Source organism: Chryseobacterium sp. CG10_8, assembly GCF_058117085.1.
Genome location: NZ_JBYVEB010000064.1, coordinates 1 through 20,227 on the forward strand (window position 1 = coordinate 1; position 20,227 = coordinate 20,227).

20 protein-coding genes and 1 tRNA gene are annotated in these 20,227 nt (G+C 35.1%); 20 read left to right on the top strand and 1 reads right to left on the bottom strand.

Going from position 1 to position 20,227, the window contains the following annotated elements; genetic code table 11:
* The first annotated feature begins 74 nt into the window (after positions 1-74).
* The 5 genes from AC4AGG_RS10835 (at position 75) to trxA (ending at position 1,820) form a co-directional block, all read left to right on the top strand.
* Positions 75-695: a methyltransferase domain-containing protein gene (locus tag AC4AGG_RS10835; protein WP_489772017.1), complete on the top strand. Its 621-nt coding sequence runs from the start codon at positions 75-77 to the stop codon at positions 693-695.
* On the top strand, positions 696-899 hold the full coding sequence (locus AC4AGG_RS10840) for a DUF6132 family protein (RefSeq protein WP_489772018.1): 204 nt from the start codon (positions 696-698) through the stop codon (positions 897-899).
* Between the two features lies 1 nt (position 900).
* The gene (locus AC4AGG_RS10845) at positions 901-1,209 is read left to right on the top strand and encodes a rhodanese-like domain-containing protein (protein ID WP_489772019.1); all 309 of its coding nucleotides are present in this window, start codon (positions 901-903) and stop codon (positions 1,207-1,209) included.
* A complete protein-coding gene (locus AC4AGG_RS10850; protein ID WP_489772020.1) occupies positions 1,209-1,418 on the top strand; it encodes a hypothetical protein in 210 nt (69 codons plus the stop codon). The genes AC4AGG_RS10845 and AC4AGG_RS10850 overlap by 1 nt, the downstream gene beginning before the upstream one ends.
* A gap of 102 nt (positions 1,419-1,520) precedes the next feature.
* Entirely contained in the window at positions 1,521-1,820 is a 300-nt protein-coding gene (gene trxA / locus AC4AGG_RS10855) for a thioredoxin (protein ID WP_489772021.1), read from the top strand.
* 108 nt (positions 1,821-1,928) lie between these two features.
* On the opposite strand, the gene AC4AGG_RS10860 is transcribed toward trxA, so the two are convergent.
* A complete protein-coding gene (locus AC4AGG_RS10860) occupies positions 1,929-2,678 on the bottom strand; it encodes an amidohydrolase (protein WP_489772022.1) in 750 nt (249 codons plus the stop codon).
* 104 nt (positions 2,679-2,782) lie between these two features.
* On the opposite strand from AC4AGG_RS10860, the gene AC4AGG_RS10865 reads away from it, so the two are divergent.
* The 15 genes from AC4AGG_RS10865 to AC4AGG_RS10935 all read left to right on the top strand — a co-directional run.
* Positions 2,783-3,223: a DUF6646 family protein gene (locus AC4AGG_RS10865; protein WP_489772023.1), complete on the top strand. Its 441-nt coding sequence runs from the start codon at positions 2,783-2,785 to the stop codon at positions 3,221-3,223.
* A 107-nt stretch (positions 3,224-3,330) separates the two neighbouring features.
* Positions 3,331-4,803, top strand: a complete 1,473-nt coding sequence (rseP, locus tag AC4AGG_RS10870) for an RIP metalloprotease RseP (protein WP_489772024.1) — start codon at positions 3,331-3,333, stop codon at positions 4,801-4,803.
* A gap of 73 nt (positions 4,804-4,876) precedes the next feature.
* Positions 4,877-4,950 (top strand) — tRNA-Asn (locus AC4AGG_RS10875).
* A 369-nt stretch (positions 4,951-5,319) separates the two neighbouring features.
* Positions 5,320-5,757: a response regulator gene (locus AC4AGG_RS10880; protein ID WP_489772025.1), complete on the top strand. Its 438-nt coding sequence runs from the start codon at positions 5,320-5,322 to the stop codon at positions 5,755-5,757.
* 5 nt (positions 5,758-5,762) lie between these two features.
* Complete coding sequence (locus tag AC4AGG_RS10885) at positions 5,763-6,503, top strand: polysaccharide biosynthesis/export family protein (RefSeq protein WP_489772026.1); 741 nt, start codon at positions 5,763-5,765, stop codon at positions 6,501-6,503.
* An 11-nt stretch (positions 6,504-6,514) separates the two neighbouring features.
* Positions 6,515-8,650, top strand: coding sequence for a GumC family protein (locus AC4AGG_RS10890; protein WP_489772027.1), 2,136 nt, complete (start codon positions 6,515-6,517; stop codon positions 8,648-8,650).
* A 9-nt stretch (positions 8,651-8,659) separates the two neighbouring features.
* On the top strand, positions 8,660-9,919 hold the full coding sequence (locus tag AC4AGG_RS10895) for a lipopolysaccharide biosynthesis protein (RefSeq protein ID WP_489772028.1): 1,260 nt from the start codon (positions 8,660-8,662) through the stop codon (positions 9,917-9,919).
* On the top strand, positions 9,910-11,028 hold the full coding sequence (locus tag AC4AGG_RS10900) for a glycosyltransferase family 4 protein (protein ID WP_489772029.1): 1,119 nt from the start codon (positions 9,910-9,912) through the stop codon (positions 11,026-11,028). The genes AC4AGG_RS10895 and AC4AGG_RS10900 overlap by 10 nt, the downstream gene beginning before the upstream one ends.
* The gene (locus AC4AGG_RS10905; protein WP_489772030.1) at positions 11,012-12,301 is read left to right on the top strand and encodes an O-antigen ligase family protein; all 1,290 of its coding nucleotides are present in this window, start codon (positions 11,012-11,014) and stop codon (positions 12,299-12,301) included. Before AC4AGG_RS10900 ends, AC4AGG_RS10905 begins: the two co-directional genes overlap by 17 nt.
* A gap of 182 nt (positions 12,302-12,483) precedes the next feature.
* Positions 12,484-14,817: a nucleoside/nucleotide kinase family protein gene (locus AC4AGG_RS10910; protein ID WP_489772031.1), complete on the top strand. Its 2,334-nt coding sequence runs from the start codon at positions 12,484-12,486 to the stop codon at positions 14,815-14,817.
* Positions 14,814-15,506, top strand: coding sequence for an acyltransferase (locus AC4AGG_RS10915; RefSeq protein ID WP_489772032.1), 693 nt, complete (start codon positions 14,814-14,816; stop codon positions 15,504-15,506). Before AC4AGG_RS10910 ends, AC4AGG_RS10915 begins: the two co-directional genes overlap by 4 nt.
* Positions 15,503-16,735: a glycosyltransferase family 4 protein gene (locus tag AC4AGG_RS10920; protein WP_489772033.1), complete on the top strand. Its 1,233-nt coding sequence runs from the start codon at positions 15,503-15,505 to the stop codon at positions 16,733-16,735. Before AC4AGG_RS10915 ends, AC4AGG_RS10920 begins: the two co-directional genes overlap by 4 nt.
* A complete protein-coding gene (locus AC4AGG_RS10925; RefSeq protein WP_489772034.1) occupies positions 16,735-17,817 on the top strand; it encodes a glycosyltransferase family 4 protein in 1,083 nt (360 codons plus the stop codon). Before AC4AGG_RS10920 ends, AC4AGG_RS10925 begins: the two co-directional genes overlap by 1 nt.
* Positions 17,818-17,918: 101 nt before the next feature.
* Entirely contained in the window at positions 17,919-19,127 is a 1,209-nt protein-coding gene (locus tag AC4AGG_RS10930) for a DUF1972 domain-containing protein (protein WP_489772035.1), read from the top strand.
* Between the two features lie 10 nt (positions 19,128-19,137).
* Positions 19,138-20,227: glycosyltransferase family 4 protein (locus AC4AGG_RS10935; protein WP_489772036.1), on the top strand; the 1,090-nt coding region annotated here is incomplete at its 3' end.

Here is a 20,227-nt window from a genome sequence, read left to right on the forward strand (position 1 = left end):
AAATTTTAATAATAATTTTCGTTGACAGAAAAAAACCTTCGAGAAAACAAAATTTTTGATTCAAATAAAAGAATATGTCAGATATTAATTGTGGAAACAAACCCGAAAATGCCGTGCTGGACCAATCTTATTGGGAACAACAATGGAACAACCAAGACACAGGTTGGGACATCGGTTATGCCTCTACTCCTATCGAGACTTATTTCAAAAAGGTTGAAGACAAAAATATTAGAATATTGATTCCAGGCTGTGGTAACGCCTATGAAGCTGAGTTTCTATTGGAAAACGGATTCCGAGATATTACTATTTTGGATATTGCTCCGAAAGCAGTAGAAATCCTAAGCGAAAGATTTAGTGATAAGGAAGAAATCAAAGTTGTTTGCGATGATTTTTTTCAACATCAAGGGACTTACGACCTGATGATAGAGCAAACTTTTTTTTGCGCCATTTCTCCTCTTTTGAGAAAAAATTACGTTAAAAAAGCATCGGAACTTCTTTCAGAGAACGGAAGAATAGTTGGACTTCTATTCAATCAAGTATTCGAAAAGGCAGGACCTCCTTTTGGCGGCTCTAAGGGAGAATATCTTTTTACATTCAAACCTTATTTTGATGTAGAAACGATGGAAGATTGCTACAATAGTATACCAGCGAGGCAAGGAAGTGAACTTTTCATCAATTTGACAAAGAAAAAATAAATGGAATTTCTCACAAAACATCGATTAAGCATTGGCGGAATTATCCTTGGCGGAATCCTTGGTTTTGCCTACTATTATTTCGTAGGCTGCCAATCGGGGAATTGTACCATCACGTCCAAACCGTTGAATTCTTCGGTTTACGGAATGATTATGGGATACCTTATGTTTTCGATTTTTGAAAAAAATAAAATAGAAAAAAAATAACATGTTCGGATTTATAAAAAAACTATTCGGTGGTAGTAACATCGATTTCAAAGAATTAGTCAAAAACGGTGCGCAAATTATTGATGTACGTACGCCTGCTGAATACAGCGGTGGTCACATCAAAAATTCTAAAAACATTCCTTTGCAAAACCTTTCAGCAAAGATGAATGAAATCAAAAAAGACAAACCCGTGATTACAGTCTGCGCAAGCGGAATGAGAAGTGCGTCAGCAAAAAGCATTTTGAAAAACGCTGGTTACGAAGCCTATAACGGAGGTGGATGGAGCTCTCTCCAAAACAAATTAAAATAATGAACAAATTCCTTAAAAACTGGGATATCAGAAGAATCCTCTATCTTATTGGTGGAATATTTTTCTTCATCACTGCAATAAAAGACCAAATCTGGTGGATAGCTATTTTTGGATTATATTTTATTGCGATGTCAGTTTTTCGATTTGGATGTGCTGCAGGAAACTGCGGAGTTAACTTCAAAGAAAACCCCAACGAAAAGCACCATTAACAACATCCAAAAGTGTAGCATGAATCAACATGACAAAATGTAACATTATGGAGATTGGTGTGCTTTTGATGAACTTAATTGATAACAAAAATCAATAATAAAATGTCACAAAAATTCAAAGAACTAATACAATCAGAAAGACCCGTATTAATTGATTTTTTTGCAACTTGGTGTCAACCGTGCAAAGTCCAATCTTCTGTACTTACAAGTGTAAAGGAAAACGTTGGAGAAACTGCAAGAATTGTAAAAATAGATATCGATCAATACCCTAGTATCGCTTCGGAATATGGAGTGAGAAGCGTACCAACTTTAGCTGTTTTCAAAAATGGCGAATTATTGTACAAAGAAAGTGGAGTCCACGATGTTAATACATTGACCAATCTTTTGAAGCAATATGCTTAACCTGATTATCAAGTAATAAAAGACCGTTTCACATCTGCTGAAACGGTCTTTATTTTTTAATTTAAATATCTGAAAATTTGACTTCTGATTATTTAGAAGTTTCGCACTTTAACAAATTGAAAACTCATCTCGGTCCTCCAAAAACCTAAATCGACTTCGGAATTCCGTAAGTTTTTCTAAATCAATTTTCGCAAAGACAATATTACCTTCCCTTTGAGAAATCTCTTCTCCATCGGCAAAAAAGAAACGCGTACTTTCTTCATATTCTAGGTTATTTCCGTCGACACCTATCCGATTAACCCCAAAAACGTAAGCAAGATTTTCGATAGCTCTGGCTTTCAACAAGTGTTTCCATGCTTCTACCCTTGCTTTGGGCCAATTGGCGACATATAGAATCGCATCATAATCATTATCATTCCTCGAAAAAACAGGAAACCTCAGATCATAACAGACCTGTAACAAAAACCGAACTCCTTTATATTCAATAATTACACGGTTCTTTCCAGGACTATAGACCTTGTCCTCCCCTGAAAAAGAAAACAGATGTCGCTTGTCGTAATAATCAAAAGACCCATCCGGTTTTACAAAGTAGAATCGATTGTAATATTTACTACCTTCTTTAACGGAAACGCTACCACAAATCGCAGAACCCTTTTGATGAGCCACTTTTTTCATCCATCTCAAAACCTCATCCTCTCCATCTGCAACAACTTCAGCATCCATGCAAAATCCAGATGCAAACATCTCAGGAAGAACAATTAAGTCAGTGTTAACGGACTTTAACTCCTCTTCAATTCTAGAAAAATTCTGAGTCCTATCCTTCCAAACGATATCGAGATTAAGTCCAGTGATATTCATAATTTTAACGATTTTTCTATTTCAAAAATAGAAAATTTTATTCGTTTGTCCGTACCAAAATCCTTTCTATTTTATTTACCTTAGCCAAAATTTAAAATAATATCATGAAAAAATTAATTGCATTAGCCTTCGTATTAACACTAGGATTTATAGCTTCTGCGCAAGCGTGGAACGGAAAAGGAGACCAAAAAATCCAGGTTGGACTTAATGGTTGGGGATACGGAACTGGGATTACAGGAACTTATGACTACGGAATTGCAAAAATCGTCTCCGTTGGTGCAGGAATCAATGTCTATTTTGACCACAATCATAACCACAAAGACGATGGAGATGTTTTTGTATTTGGTAGATTAGGCTTCCATCTTCAAGAGCCACTTGGTCTGCCAGAAAAATGGGACATTTATCCAGGGCTGAACTTGGGAGTAAGAGGTCATGACTTCGGAATTGGCGGTTATGTTGGAGTCAGATACTTCTTTAATTCCAAAGTAGGCGTCTTTCTAGAAGCCGGAAACAATGGAAATCTTGGAGTTTCGTTCAACTTATAAAATACAAAAGCAACCACTGACAAAGATTCTCAAAATTGAGAATCTTTTTATTTGGCATAGTTTTGATAATTAGTACCTTTGCAAATCTTAAATTTTAAAACAACTAGATGGAGTTAGCATTAAAAATATTTCAATTTATCCTTAGTATATCAATTTTAGTTTTCCTCCATGAATTGGGGCACTTTTTACCAGCAAAATGGTTCAAAACAAGAGCTGAAAAATTCTTTTTATTCTTTGACCCTTGGTTCTCATTGTTTTCCATGAAAAAAATCAATGGAAAATGGCAATATAAATTTATCTCAAAAAACCTGCCAGACACCGAAGTGGTCGTCGTTGACGGAAAAGAAAAAGAAGTAGCTATTGATACTAGCAAACTTCCTGAAGACGACTGGAGAAGATATCCGGACAGTACTAAATGGGGAATTGGATGGCTTCCGATGGGTGGTTATGTCAAAATTGCCGGAATGGTGGACGAAAGCATGGACACCGAGCAATTAAAACAACCAGCCCAACCTTATGAATTTCGAAGCAAACCAGCTTGGCAAAGATTGATTATTATGTTAGGTGGTGTTACTGTTAACTTCTTCCTTGCGTGGTTAATCTATTCTTGTCTAAGTTTCTTTAGCGGGGAAACATATATTGATTTGACTAAATTCAAAGAAGGGGTAAGCTTCACAGAACCTGCAAAAAAAATGGGGTTTCAAGATGGAGACAAAATTATTTCTATTGACGGAAAACCTGCTGTAAGACTAGATAATACGCTTATCAATATCCTTTTTAGTAAAGAAGTAAAAGTCTTGAGAAATAATCAAGAAGTAACTTTTGCTGTCAATGAAGATGGTGTTGCCGATGTTCTTAAAGAAAAAGAAGCTAAAGCTTATCTATTACCTCACGTCCCTGTGGAAGTACAATCAGTAGGATTTGATACCGCAAAAAAAGCAGGATTGAAATCTGGTGACCAAATTATTTCTATCAACGGAGAAAGCACTCCATACTTTGATGATTTTAGCAAAAAAATCAAAGCATACAAATCAAAAAATGTAACTCTGGGAATTGTTAGAAATGGACAAAATATAGAATTAAAGAACTTTCCGATAAACGAAAATGGACAAGTAGGCTTTATGAATAATAATCCAATTACTACCGATACATATACCTTTGCTCAAGCTATTCCTCGTGGATTTGACAGGACTATTGAAGCACTAACCACACAAATCAAGCAATTCCGGTTGATTTTCAGTGCTAAAGTTCAAGGTTATAAAAGTGTGGGTGGCCCTATTGCAATTGTTAACATGATGCCGGTTGACAAAGCAGACAGTGGAGATGTTAGCATTGACTGGAATGCCTTCTGGAGTTTTACAGCAATGTTCTCTGTTTGGTTGGCTTTTCTTAATTTAATCCCAATTCCAGGACTAGATGGAGGTCATGTAATGTTCACTTTGTGGGAAATTATTACAGGCAAACCTGTACCTCAAAAAATATTGGAAAAGGCTCAGCTTATTGGAGTTATCTTCTTGTTAGGCCTAATGGTGCTTATTTTCGGGAATGACATCTTCAAAATAATTGCACAAAAATTTTAATTTTTTTTTAAAAATATTTGTGCGAAATATAAAATGTTTTTATATTTGCACACGCTTAACAGGAACAAAGCATTCCTCCTTAGCTCAGTCGGTTAGAGCATCTGACTGTTAATCAGAGGGTCCTTGGTTCGAGCCCAAGAGGAGGAGCAAATTAGAGAAGACTTTACAGAAATGTAAAGTCTTTTTTTTGGATGATACCGAATTCTCTAACCTGGAAACTTCTATTCTTTTACTACATTCTATAGCAACATTTCCAAAAAAAAACACCAATAACAACAGGATTAGGGGAAATTTATCTCCAAACATCTTCTTACTTACTAAGACAATCTCCTTTTAGATTAAAACCTGCTTTAGAAACCAGCAAGATACCTTTAAAACAAAGATCTTGCTGCTACAACATTTCCAATCAAGCAGACTAATTCCAAAATTTGGAACCTTGCAATACTCTTAATTAACTGTATTTCATCAACTTAAATATTGGCTTCAATTATGTAAAATCAAAGCAAATAAGATAGAATGGAAGCTAAAAATCAATTAAAGTTCTTTATTGTTGAAGATGACAACTTCTTCGCTAACGCTTATCAACAACTTTTACAATCTCTAGGCTATACTGACATCACTCATTACTCCAATGGTAACGACTGCCTAGACAATATACACATGAAACCTCATATTATATTTCTTGACCACAATATGGAAGACATGACTGGATTTGAAGTTCTGAAAAAGATCAAACGTTACGATCCCAACATATTCGTGGTAATGGTTTCAGGACAAGAAGACATCAGCACTGCAGTAGAAGCTCTTAAGTACGGCGCATTCGACTATTTGGTTAAAGACACCAACGCATGGGAAAAAATTACTAAAACGATTGATAAAGTTCTACAAATTCAAGATGAAATCAAAAACCTAAAAGTCAGCAAAGGCATTCTTAGGTTTTTTAGCATTTTTTAAAAGACATGGAAAATTTAGCAAAAAAAAACATCAAGCTCATCTTCCTCGCTCTTGCCTTAGTTTCTTGCAAAACTCAAAATGTTTTCGAAGAAAAAGAGCCAGTGGAAAACCGTGCTGAGTTTCAATACGACAGCACCTATGAGTATCACATAAGAAAGGACGACAAAATAACTCTTTCTGTGTGGGGACAAGACGACCTAAGCGTGGGCTCGGTTTATGGAATCTATGACTCCAACGAAGTCTACGGGAAATGGCTTTTGGTTGACGCCAATGGAAATATTGAAATCCCACGAATTGGTACTACTTATGTACTCGGGAAAACCATTCCACAATTGAAGGACGAAATCAAAAACAAACTTAAGGAATGGTTAGTCAATCCCATTGTAGACGTAAAAGTCCTAAACAAAGAAATCACTATCCTTGGGGAAGTTAAAAACCCGGCGGTTATCAAAGTTGACAAAGACTACAATACTCTGCTCGAAATAATTTCAAAAGCTGGTGGCTTCGAGGACTACGCCAATCTCAAGTACGTGAAAATATTAAGACAAGAAGGCGAACATGTGAGAATCACCAATATAGACCTCACCAATCCAGACGACATCTCATACAGAAATACCATGCTTCACCCCGGAGATTACATCATTGTACCTTCCAAGAAGTATAAAGAATTTGACAAAAGAGCCTCTACCATCATTCCGTTTGCAACTACGGTTACCGCAGCAACACTATTGTTTAAAGCTTTTTAAAATCAAAACCAATGAACAACGATAGTTTTAGAATTCTAAAACCGCTATTTAGTGGTTTTATCTTCGTCATCCTTGCCATGATTCTTTCTGTCATGGCGGCTAAAAAATACCTTAGGTACATTACACCGATGTACGAAAGTACTGCTGTGATTAAGTTAGCCGATATCCAGCAAGGAGAATCCAGTGCAAATCTTTTCAAAGATTTTGACGTTTTCGCTTCAACCAACAAAATCAACTCAGAAATAGAAGTAATGAAATCCTCATCATTAATCGAGAAAACATTACAAAAAATCCCTTTTTCGACAGAAATTTTTAGATGTGGTGATTTCCAAAATGTGGAACTTTTTGAAAACTCTCCCTTTGTTGTCAATGGTAATCTCAATGACAACTCCAATTTTGATAAAAAATTTAAATTAAAAATTAATTCACTTCAGAGTTTTTCGTTGACCATTCCGAGTCATGCAACTCCTATCAATGGTACTTTTGGAAATCCCATCAAAATAAAAGCTGGAACTTTACTCATTACACTCAATTCCAAATTCATTGAATCCAAACCTGACCTTAATATCTTGGACCAATACGAATTTCAATTTCTGAGTCGCGAAAAGCTTTTAGGTAAAATCAAAGAAAATCTCGATATCGTCGCAGTAGATAAAGAAGTCCCCGTCATCAGAATCAATTACAAAAATTCGATTCCTAAGAAAGCAGAAGCTTTTGTCAACACTCTTGCAGAAACCTACATCGAAGATTATATTGAAAATAAAATTACTGCCGCCAATACCACTGTCGATTTTCTGAAAGCAGAAATCGCAAACACCAACGAAAAATTAACGACTGCCGAAAGCAAACTTCAGAACTATCGAGACAAAAACAATATCATCAACATCACTCAAGAAACCGAAACCGACCTTCGTAAAATTGCTCAGCTCAAAATCCAGCGCAGTAATATCAAAATGAACCTTGATGCGGTCAAAAACCTCAACAATTACATCTCTGATGGCGATGGTGATGTCGCGAATCTGCCTACCAATTTCGAAGCCTTCAATGACTTGCTTTCAACAGAAATCATGAAAAACATCAAGCAATTGCAGGCAGAGAAAAAAGATTTGCTTTTAACCTATACTCCACAGCATGAAAAAGTAAAAACAGTTGACTTAAAACTAAAAGACCTTACCGATTATCAGGTGGAAAGTGTTAAAAACACCGAACGAAACCTTCAAATAAAATACAATGACATCAATCGTGACATAGAAAATGCCGAGAAAGTCTTTATTGGACTTCCAGAAAGAGAGCGATTTTTAACCATACTTAACCGAGAGTTTGACCTCTACGAAAAGAGCTATAATTTCTTGAACGAAAAAAGAATCGAAGCCGAAATCGCAAGGTCAGCAAAAGTATCGTTTCACAAAATCATTACTCGAGGCGAGCTACCAAAGGAACCAGTTTCTCCAGTTCGTTCGCTGATTCTTATTGTTGCAGCTATTTTGGGAATGTTGGTTTCCGTTGCCATCATTTACCTTTTGGATTATTTCAACGCGAAAGTAGAGGACGAAACTTCTATCGAAAAAAACAGCGATATCCCAATTGCACATATTACCAATCCTGTCAAAGTCAACACAGACGTTCAAAAACTTTTTTACCAAATCATTTTAGATTTCGAACTCAAGGGAATCATCAAGAATAATAACATCGTCTCTTTCTCATCTTTCAACAATGCAGATGACCAAGAATTTTACGTTTCTAATCTTCTAAAAAGCATGAAAGCGCAAGGTCGAAAAATCCTTCTTATCGACCTTATTGGAAACATTCCCCATGATTTAGCAGATGTGTGGAACATCTCTGAAAGCCAATTGCTTCAAACAACGAAAACCGAACTTGAAAAGGAAATAACAGAAAGATCAAGAGCATACAATCTCTGCATCGTGAACAATGAGCCAATTAACAACGGTTCCATCGCTACATTTATGATGAGCCTGAGCAATCAAAGTATCATTGTACTTAATAAACTAAAAACAACCATGAAAACAGTTAATAAAATACAGCTTCTGAAAGAAGAGTTCTATATCCAAAACATGTGGTTTATCCTGAATAAATCAAGAGTTAAACAAGGTTTGTTAAAGAAGTTCTTTCGGTACTTTTCTCGTTAGTCAAAAAAAATGAGTCTACTCACCAACATAAGAAATCCGTCCGTCTTGGTCTTTGCTGATCAGGTGATTTACAGCGGAAGTAATTTTGTACTTACTTTCCTATTGGCAAGGATTCTAAGCGTGTCGGGATTTGGGATATACTCATACATTGTATTGGGAACATATCTGTTGTTGAGTATTACCAATGCAGTGATTATACAACCTTTTCAAATAATCATTTCAAAAAAACCTTTGGAAAACGCCATGGGTTTTGTATTGAAAATACTGGCAGTTGAGTTTGCAGTGATGTTCTTTTTTTTGTGTTTTTTTTATTTTTTATCACATGTAAGCCAACTGCCTTTTCATTTAATCATTCCACTATTTGATAAAAGAGAAATTGTTTATAGTACAACCATTTTTGTATCTGGTTATTTGTTTCAGGACTTTTTTCGGAGAACACTTTTGGCTGCACAAAAAATCGAAATCGTGTTAACAATCGACATTTTGTTTCTTGTTGTTTTCCCATTCTTGTCGATGTTTTTTTGGGGATATCAACTAAGCCTTCATCAAGTGCTTCTATTAATTGGAATCGGTAATTTCGTTTCAGGAATCCCAGGTATCACTTATTTTTTAAGAAAAGCTAATCTCAAGGGCTCTCACAGATACTATCTAAATTATCATGTTAAAAACGGAAAATGGCTTTTAAGCACCTCCATTTTACAATGGATTTCCGGGAATTTTATAACGGTGATCTCTGGTCTTTATCTTGGTTTAGAAGCTTTGGGAGCCTTACGTTTGGTACAATCATTTTTCGGAATCATCAACGTAGCGTTACAAACGGTAGAAAATTATTTTTTACCCAAAATTGCAAAACTATATTACAGAAATAAGACTTATGCAAGACAATATTTAACCAAGCTCACTCGCTCTGGCTTTCTCTTATTGGGAGTCACACTTATTGTTTTCTTCCTTTTTTCGGATATTATCATAGTATTGTTAGGCGGTGAAAAGTATCGTGAATTTGGTTACGTTATCAAGTTAGTTTCAATTCTATACATCTTCATATTTTGGGGATATCCAATTAGATTAAAAATCCGAATTCTTGAACTCAATAAAAGCTTCTTTTTGGGTTACGTAATATCCGCATTCTTCACCCTGATTAGCTACCATACCTTGCTAAAATACGCTTCCCTTTATGGCGTTGTTTTCAACTTAATAATGAGTCAAGTGCTAATGATTCTTTATTGGAAATCTTTACTCAAAAAAAATCATTCAGAAAGATGGACATAGTACATATTGTTTTGGGAAAAGCGAATCCAGAGAGAATGAATGGAGTTAACAAAGTGGTTTTCAATTTGGCAACCAAGCAAAAAGAACATGGTGAAAATGTTGTAGTTTGGGGCATTACTCATGACGAAGAAACTAATTATCCTGCTCGAAATTTTGAAACCGTTCTCTTCATCAAAAAATTCAACCCTTTCCAAATTCCTAATCGTTTAAAAAAAGAAATTCTGGCAAAATCAGAAAATACCGTCTATCATTTTCATGGTGGATGGATTCCTATCTTCTATTCATTAAGTAAATTTTTAAACAAAACCAGAAGAAAATATGTGATTACTCCCCATGGCGCTTATAATTCTGTCGCTATGAACAAGAACAAACTGATAAAGAAAATTTACTTTTTCCTTTTCGAAAAAAAACTGCTGAATACTGCGAAAAAAGTACACTGTATCGGCAAAACGGAGTTAGAAAGCCTCCAAAAAATTGATCCAAAAGCAAAAGGAGTGCTTGTTCCTTATGGTTTTGAATCTTCGAAAAGGTCAATTAAAATTACGGACAACAAAAATATTATTTTTGGTTTTATAGGCAGATTAGATCTCCACACCAAAGGACTTGACCTGATGCTCGATGGATTTGAAATTTTCACTAAAGGCAATCCAGACGCTCAACTTTGGATTATTGGAGATGGAGAAGACAGAAAGTCGTTAGAAGATATGATTAAAACTAAAAACTTAGTCGACAAAATCACCGTCTTTGGAAGTCTATTTGGTGATAACAAAAATAACCTTTTGGAGCAATTGGGTTTTTTTCTGCATCCATCACGAAACGAAGGATTACCAGTTGCTGTTATCGAAGCAGCAGATTTTGGAAAACCTTGCATCGTAAGTGAATTCACCAATATTGGAGAGCTAATAGTAAAGCACAAAGCTGGGTTGATGTTTTCTGAATATAATGCCAATCACCTTTCTAATGCGATGGCTGAAGCTTTTAATATTTGGAAAAACAAAGAAATGTTCCATCAAACTTGCCTTAATGCTAAAAGAATGGTTGAAATAGAGTTCAATTGGGTAAAAATTCTGAAGCAACTTAACACAGAATTGTATGGAAACGCGTCTTAAAGCCGACCTACAAACGGAGCGGTTCTTGAAAAACACAGAACGTCTCCTTTTCATCATCCTGCTATTGATGATTGCAGGCTTCTTCACATGGAGCGAAAATATTATCATCACCAGAATTATCAAAGTAGTGGGGAGGATGAGCGTAATGTTTTCTGCAATCTATGTTTACAAAAGAATTATTGATTACAAAGCGGTTGATTCCTTGGTTTACAAAGATATTTTTTCACCAGGACTTTACCTTTTGTACTTGACTTTGGGATTGATTTCCTTTGCTTGGACAACTAATGTCGGGGTTAGTTCTCTGCAATGGTTTATGATTGTCCAAAGTCTGGTTTTTGCTTACTTCTTTATCAAAAGTCTAAAACTTTTAGATATCTATTTTGAAGGACATACTATTAAATTATATCGACTCATTGGAAACTCAGTTTTTGTTCTCCAACTTGTCTTTGTCCTCGGAATGTGGATTGCTCCAGATGCGTTTTTTCGATTAACCAACGGTGGCGAAGAAGCTCGACTTGGAGGAACCATCATGAACCCTAATGAATTGGGAATGTTAGCTGGAGTCGGAATTGCTTGCCTCATCTTCGAATTGCAAAATGCAAAAAATCGTACTTGGTCTATTATAAAAATTTTAATCATATTCTATGCACTATATATGACCGGTTCTCGCTCCTCACTAATTGGGGTATTTTTAATTATTCTCTTCCATATCAAGCAAGCAAAAAACAGAAAATTACAAATTCTCGTAAGTACATTGGTAGCAGTAATTGCACCTTTTGCCATCTATCAAGTTATCCTGAAAGGAGGAGACCAAGAACGACTCAATGAAATTCTTAGTTTAACGGGAAGATTACCCTTTTGGCAAGCATTAATCACAGAAGGATTACCGAGAGAACCTCTTTTAGGATTTGGATTCATGAGGATTGATTACGGCGAATTCTTCCAAAGCACCCACACTTATCCAGGAAAGATGACTCATAATACCTTTATCCAAGTTTTGATGAATTTAGGTTTCATAGGGCTTATGATAGTTCTGTTCCAAGTACTTTTCACTATGAGAGCATTGTTTTTTCAGAAGAAGGAGGAACGCTTATTGCTTATCGGCCTTCTGATACCGATTCTCATCAATTCCTTTACTGAATTTGGAATTTTTGGAGAAAGCAATTACAGCATCCTTTTCTATCAAATTATCATTTTCTCAGTGAGCTTTCAAAATCGAAAATACCTTACCTCTTTTGAAAAGATCAAACTCAATAGAAAACAGTTAGCGTAATAATCTTTCAATATTTTGTAGTGATTCGTTACGAAATTTCTGAATTTAGAAAATTCCAAAAAGATTAATTTTTCCAAAATATGGAATAACGTAAATTTTATTTAAAACATAATACACTGTTATTCAATAATATAAAGATTAAGGCTCGCTTTTTCTTGTAATAGTTAAAAAGACAGCTCAACATGGAAAAACTATTACAAAAATTAGGATACACGACCTCCAACCAAATTCAGGATGGCTATTATCCATTATCGCTGTTGATGATCAACAATCCGGACGGAAGCATCAGATGGGTTTGGAATTCAAAAAATAACAAACCAATTTTCTTAAAATTCTATTCTGTTACTTCGACCAAAGCCTGGGCTTTTCGGTTGATTATCCAACTCGTTTTCATGTTGAAAATTCAAAGCTTAGTTTTTAAGAAAGCAAAAATTTACCTCAAGAAAAATAACGATCTTGACTTTTTCGACATCCAACAAGAATGGGCTCTTTTCACCGGAACCATAGGCCCCAACAACAAACTCGTCCTCTATACGGATGGATATTTTTACAAAATCCCAAACAGCGAAAATGCCGAAACTCTTTTAAAAAATGAAAATAAAATTCTTCATCAACTCAATAACATTCAAAAAGAACATCTACATACCTCATCCTGTGAAATGTTAGATGGTGGAATTGTAAAAATTTCTGACATTGCAAACCAGGGAAAAAGAAGTCAAAAATTGGTAAACCAACATGCCAATGTGATGTTTGACCTTTCCAAAATCGACATACAACGAAAAAAAACATCCAATTGGGTGCTCTATCAAGAACTCGTAGAAGATTTCTCCAATCTTAAAGATCCAAGAATTCCCAATGGCCTTTTAAAAAAGATGAAATTCCTTATTCAAGGAATCAATGACGATGAAATTGTAGAGCTTCACTTCTCACATGGGGATTTCACTCCTTGGAATTGCTATGTCATCAACCCCAATCAACTATCCGTTTATGACTGGGAATTGGGCTCTACTGAAAGACCGAAAGGGTTTGATTTTTTTCATTTTATTATTCAAAGTGAAACATTAATTCAACGAAAAAACTGGAAAGAAATCTACGAAGAAATTAAAACCAAAAATAAAATCACTTTTCATTTCGACGACGAAAAACTACACAAATATTTGAAATATTATTTAATCATCAATATTTCGCAATATCTAAAGATCTATTCCAAACAAGAACAATGGCATATTCAAGTTTATTGGCTCATGACCGTTTGGAGTGAGGCGCTTAATCTTTTCATGAAGCCACATCTTTCCAAAAGGCAGTGCGTCATCTTGGACTTTTTTGATTTTATAAAAGAAAAAAATTATGCTACTCTAAAGTTTCCACTTATTGAACCTGAGCAACTTCAACTCTATTCTGACATTGATGTTATCGTCGAGCAAGATGAAACTAAAAAAATAGTAGAATACTTAAAAAGTCACCACTTAGCCCGCAAAGTCATTGTGGAAAAAAAGTCCTTTTTGACTTCTGTAAAATTCATCACAAAACTAAATGAAATCCTTTCCATCGACTTTATTCATCAGCTCAAATGGAAAAACTTTCAAATTATGGACGCTCAAAAAGTGATATCCAATTCAGTAACAAACCAATTTGGCATCAAGACTGCTTCTTTGGACGACACTTTTAGTTTTGTCAACCTATTCTACAGACTCAATGAAGCGCCTATCCCCCAAAAATATCAGATTTTGACTAACGAAGTTAGTTCAAGTTTTAGCTGCAGTGAAAATCAAGTCTCCAAAGCAGATTTAATAAATATGGTCAAAAAAAATCCCGCGAACCAATATTTCAATTATATAAGAAATACCATCCACTACGTTTGTGACACCTTCTCTAACCAAGGATTTATCATCACATTTAGCGGAGTTGATGGCGCTGGTAAATCGACAATCATCGACAATATTTCCCAAATCATTGAAAAAAAACATCGAAAACCAGTCAAAATATTACGTCATCGTCCTTCTATCCTGCCCATTTTAAGTACTTATACCAAAGGCAAAGAGAAAGCACATGAGGACGTGATTAACTCTATGCCACGCCAAGGAAAAAATAGAAATCCAATTTCTTCGATTTTAAGATTTGGTTATTATTATGTGGATTATCTTTTAGGACAATTTGCAGTATATATCCAATTTATTATGCGAGGTTACATCGTTATCTATGACCGATATTATTTTGATTTCATTGTTGACAGCAAAAGAAGTAACATCCAGATTCCTAAAAAAATTGCCCGAATGGGTTATTATTTCCTACTCAAACCGAAATATAATTTTTTCCTGTATGCAGACCCCGAAATCATCCTACAAAGAAAAAAAGAACTCCCCCACTCTACCATCGAAAAACTCACTCATCAATACAAAAAACTCTTTCAAAAACTGAAAAAATCCAACAGACGTAACATCTATCATTCAGTAAAAAATGAAAACATAGACCAGACCCTACAACAAATCGAAAACACCATTACACGAAGATTATGAAATCATTATTGCTCAAAATTTTGCAACAGCGAAATCCCAATTTTCGGTTTGATGAAGAAATCAAATCCTTAGAAATATTTGCGTTCGTTGGGGTTCAGGTGATAAGTTTTTTGCGTGGCCTCCAAGTACTACTGTTTTTAAAAAAACCGAAAAAATTAATTTTAGGATCTGGTGTTAAATTCTTTTCTATTTCCAAAATAAAATGGGGAACCTATCTCCGATTGGGTGATTATGTATATGTCTCGGCTTTGGGAAAAGAGGGTGTCGAATTTGGAAATCATGTTTCCATAGGTGCTTTTAGTCGCATTATTGTTTCGACAACATTTAATGAAATTGGACACAAAATCTCGATTGGCAACAATGTCGGCATTGGAGAATTCGCCTATCTTGGAGGAGCAGGAGGTCTTTCTATCGGAGACGATTGTATCGTTGGACAATACTTTAGCTGTCATCCCGAAAATCACAATTTCGAGATTCTTGAAACTCCAATAAGACTGCAAGGAGTCAACAGAAAAGGAATTAAAATCGGAAAAAATTGCTGGATTGGTAGCAAGGTCACCATTCTTGACGGTGTCGAAATTGGCGATAATTGCATTGTTGCTGCTGGAAGTATCGTCAACAAATCATTTCCCGAAAACACCATTATTGGCGGCGTTCCTGCCAAAATTTTAAAATATCGTGACTTATGAAATCTACCATATTAGCAACATGCTACGCTATTAATCCTTACAAAGGTTCGGAGGACGCCATGGGATGGAATTTTGTTTTTGAAATTGCAAAATATCGTAAAGTCATAGCTATAACGAGAAAAAATAACCAACCTCACATCGAAAAATATATTGCAGAAAATCCAAATGAAAGATTTCAAAATATGGAACTCCTCTACTTTGACTTACCAAAATGGGCGAGATTTTGGAAAAAAGGGAGCAGAGGTGCCCTATTATACTTTTACTTATGGCAATTAATGATCGTACGATTCATCAGAAATGAAAAACTAAAATTTGATATCGCACACAATGTCAATTTTCATAATGATTGGACACCAACATTTCTTTGGAAACTTCGGAAACCACTCGTCTGGGGACCCGTGGGACACCATCCAAGAATTCCAAAACAGTATTTCAAATATTATTCTTCCTTTGATTATGCCAAAGATCGATTAGCTTGTCTGATCAAGAAATGCTTTTGGAAGTTTTCGCCTTCGCTCAAAAAATCTATTTCAAAAGCCAATCATATTTGGTGCATGAATTCGGAGATACCGAAAGTGCTCAATTTAAAACACAATTATTCCATTTATCCTTCCGTGGCATCAGAAGATTTTTTTGATGGAAATTTCGGTAACAAAATTCTATTTAATATAATTAGCGTAGGAAGATTTGTACCCTTAAAAGGATTTGACCTTACCATCAATGCTTTTGCAAAAATGATAAAAAAAATTCCAACAGAGGATAAGTCACGATGTAAGCTTACCCTTATTGGAACGGGAAAAGAGAAGACCCTCTATCAAAAGTTAATTACAGAAAATCAATTAGAAAATCATGTCGAAATCATTGATTGGATTGACAGAAAAGATTTAATGATAAAATATAAAAATGCATCCGTTTTCCTATTTCCTTCGCACGAAGGAGCAGGAATGGTTGTTCCAGAAGCCCTTTCTTTTGGACTTCCCATTATTACCCTTAACAATATAGGTCCAGGTGAATTTATCAATTCTCATTGTGGATTCGCTATCCCACCAAAAACCTATGAGGAGACTACTGATGACTTGAGCAACGCCCTTTTAAAATTATTCAATAATCCTCCATTACTTAAAGAAATGAGCATTGAAGCAAGAAAACTTTATGAAAAAAAATTTTCTTGGGACAAAAGAGCAGAACATTTAGATGCCATTTATAAAGATATCGAAGCATGCGAATAGTGGCAGTACATTTACTCAACGATTATAGTGGTAGTCCAAAAGTTTTGGGGCAATTACTAAAAACTTGGGTCAAAAATAATAAAGAGACTCACCTCTTCACCTGTAACGGAGGAGAGGGTTTTCTGTCCAACATTCCGCAAGTGAGAGAACATCAATATTGGTATCGCTTTTCCAACAACATCTTATTAAGAATTCTTTTCTTCTTTAGTAGTCAGCTGATTTTGTTCTTCAAACTCATCTTTTTTCTGAACAAAAAAGACCTTGTATATATCAACACTGTTTTACCTTTTGGTGGTGCAACTGCTGCAAAATTGAGAGGTTGCAAAGTTATTTACCACATCCATGAAACCTCAGTAAAACCAAAGCTTTTCAAGAAATTTCTATTTAACATAGTAAAATTAACCGCTTCAAAAGTAATCTATGTTTCAAAATTTATTGCCAGTCAAGAACCTTTGCTCATTCAGTCCGAAATCCTTTACAATGTTTTGGAAGAAGATTTTGTTCAAAAAGCAAATGTGCACAACATCGAACCAAAGCATGAAAAAATTGTTTTAATGATTTGTTCCCTCAAGAAATATAAAGGAATTAACACCTTTGTTGAGTTAGCGAACAGCAATCCTAACTTCAGCTTTCAGATGGTTCTTAATGCTACAAATCAAGAGATAGAATCCTATTTTTCAACAACAAAACCACCAGATAACCTTCAGCTTTTCCCGACTCAAAAAGATACCATTCCGTTCTACCAAAAAGCTTCCTTAATTCTCAACCTTTCAGAAGTTGATGCATGGATAGAAACATTTGGACTGACTATTTTGGAAGGAATGACGTTTGGTTTACCTGTCATTGTTCCTCCTATTGGCGGAGTTACAGAATTGGTGGAGGACCATGTTAATGGATTCTGTATCGACAGCAGAAATATTGAAAGTATTTCAGAAAAAATTCAATTATTACTTACCAATCCAAATCTGTATGCCGAATTCAGTAATAATGCAAAAACAAAGAGCAAGATGTTTTCCATCACTAATTTCGAAGAAAAAGCAGTAGAAATAGTCTCCAATTTAAACCAAATTTCCAAAAAATAGAAAATCAACAAATCCAAAACTCCAGCTACTCCTTTAATTAACAAGCTATTACAAAATATGGCGCAAAAATAGAACGTCACCTCCTAAAAAAAATGGGTGACATGAAAAATAAAAAAGTAGCTATCATTGGTACAGTGGGACTCCCTGCTAATTATGGAGGATTTGAAACGTTAACCGAACATTTGGTGGAAGAACTCAAAAATCAGTACGATTTCACGGTATATTGCTCATCAAAAAGGTACAAAAAAGAAGAACGATTAAAAGAATATAAAGGAGCAAAACTCCATTACATTCCCTTCGATGCTAATGGAATCCAAAGTATCATTTACGATACGTTATCTATTTTTCATGCCTTGTTCAATAGCAATGTACTAATAGTTTTGGGCGTTGCTGGGGCGTGGACATTTCCCCTTATTAGATTATTCACCAAAAAAAGAATTATTGTCTCCATTGATGGCATCGAGTGGAAACGCGATAAGTGGAGCTTGCTTGCCAAACTCTATTTGTGGTGGTCAGAAAAAATTGCCATCAGATATTCTCATATCGATATTTCTGACAATGAGTCTATTCAAGATTATACCACCTTGCGCTACAAAACATTAAGTCGTGTTATAGAATATGGCTCAGACCACACTGTTCGTTGTACCGACACATCCATAGATGATATAGCAAAATATCCTTTTTTAAAAGAAAAATACGCTGTCAAAGTTTGTAGAATAGAACCAGAAAACAATGTCCACATCATCTTGGAAGCCTTCAAAGAATGTCCAGACAAAAAACTTGTGATTGTTGGTAACTGGCAAAACAGCGAATATGGAAAAAATTTAAAAACTCAATATCAAGACCTTCCCAACATCTACTTGGTGGACCCAGTCTATAACCAACGAGAAATTGACTTAATAAGAAGTAATGCTACGCTCTATATCCATGGGCATTCTGCAGGTGGTACCAATCCTTCTTTGGTGGAAGCAATGTTTCTTTCCTTACCTGTTTTTGCGTTCGGGGTTTCTTATAATAAAGTAACGACAGAAGAAAAAGCTTTTTACTTCAAAGACAAAGAAGACCTTAAAAATTTGATTTTTACAACCACTAAATCAAAACTCCACAGAAGCGCAATCGAGCTCAAAAAAATAGCAAAAAGAAGATATGTTTGGAAAAAAATAGCCCAAAAGTACAGCAGACTTATAGAAGAAGCTTGCATTGTAGAACGTAAATCTTCGGTCTATCCAAAAACTCTAGACCTAGACTACCACATTTTGAAAAAGCACCAACTTTTACACATGAAACGATTTCAAATATTTGATAAATAACTAGGTACCTATGGAAAATATAACCGAGAATCTTGCTTTAGGAATACTATCGTTTCTACTATCATCAGCACTAACCCCTTATATAAGAAACTTTGCCATAAAGTTGCAATTTCTTGACCTTCCTAACCACAGGAAGGTCCATACCGTTCCTATTCCTTTGATTGGAGGAATAGTGATGGCTATTATCCTTTTTCTAATCATCAGCCTTACACAAAGTCCCATCAGCAAGGATACTTTAATGATATTATCTGGAGGTTACATTATGCTTGTTGTCGGGATTATTGACGACAAAAAAGACCTCCCAGCAAAGTACAAACTTGGGATAGAAATTTGCCTCAGCTTTCTGCTAGCTTTCTATGGTATAAGGATAAGCTCTCTCCACGGAATATTTAATATCTACGAAATCCCAATTATTTTTCAGTACATTATCACCATTTTTTTGATAACAGGTTCTATCAATGCCTTCAATGTGATGGACGGAATTGATGGACTTGCAGGAAGCATTGCTTTATCCGGTTTCGTGTTTTTATTGTTCTTTTCAATGAGCTATCAAGAAGTAGAACTCTCAAAAATAAGTATCATTATTATTGGAGGTCTCATTAGTTTTTTAAAATTCAATTTTTCTACTCGTCATAAGATCTTTCTAGGTGACTCTGGTTCTCTTTCGATAGGCTTTCTGCTCATCAGTTTCGGAATATTACTTCTGAGAAATGATGGAAGTCAAAAGCAAATTCCCGGAATGCTCTATCTGATGCTAGTATTTCTACTACCAATTTTTGACTTTGTCAGAGTATTCATTGGTAGAATTCTTAAAAACAAATCTCCTTTTCGAGCTGACAAAACCCACCTTCATCATTATCTCATGCAAATTGGTCTTACCCACAAACAGATTACATTCTACATTTTTGTAATGAATGTTTTGATTTTAATTTCGGGTTTTTTTATTGCGAAAAATTGGTCAATAGACCTGCTTGCATTATGTATAATTCTGGTCTTTGTGTTCTACAAAATTATCGCAAACATCCATGCGTTATACCTTTGGAAAAACAAAATTAGAGATATCGAACACGAACAAGCAGAAACCATTGGAATAAAATTTT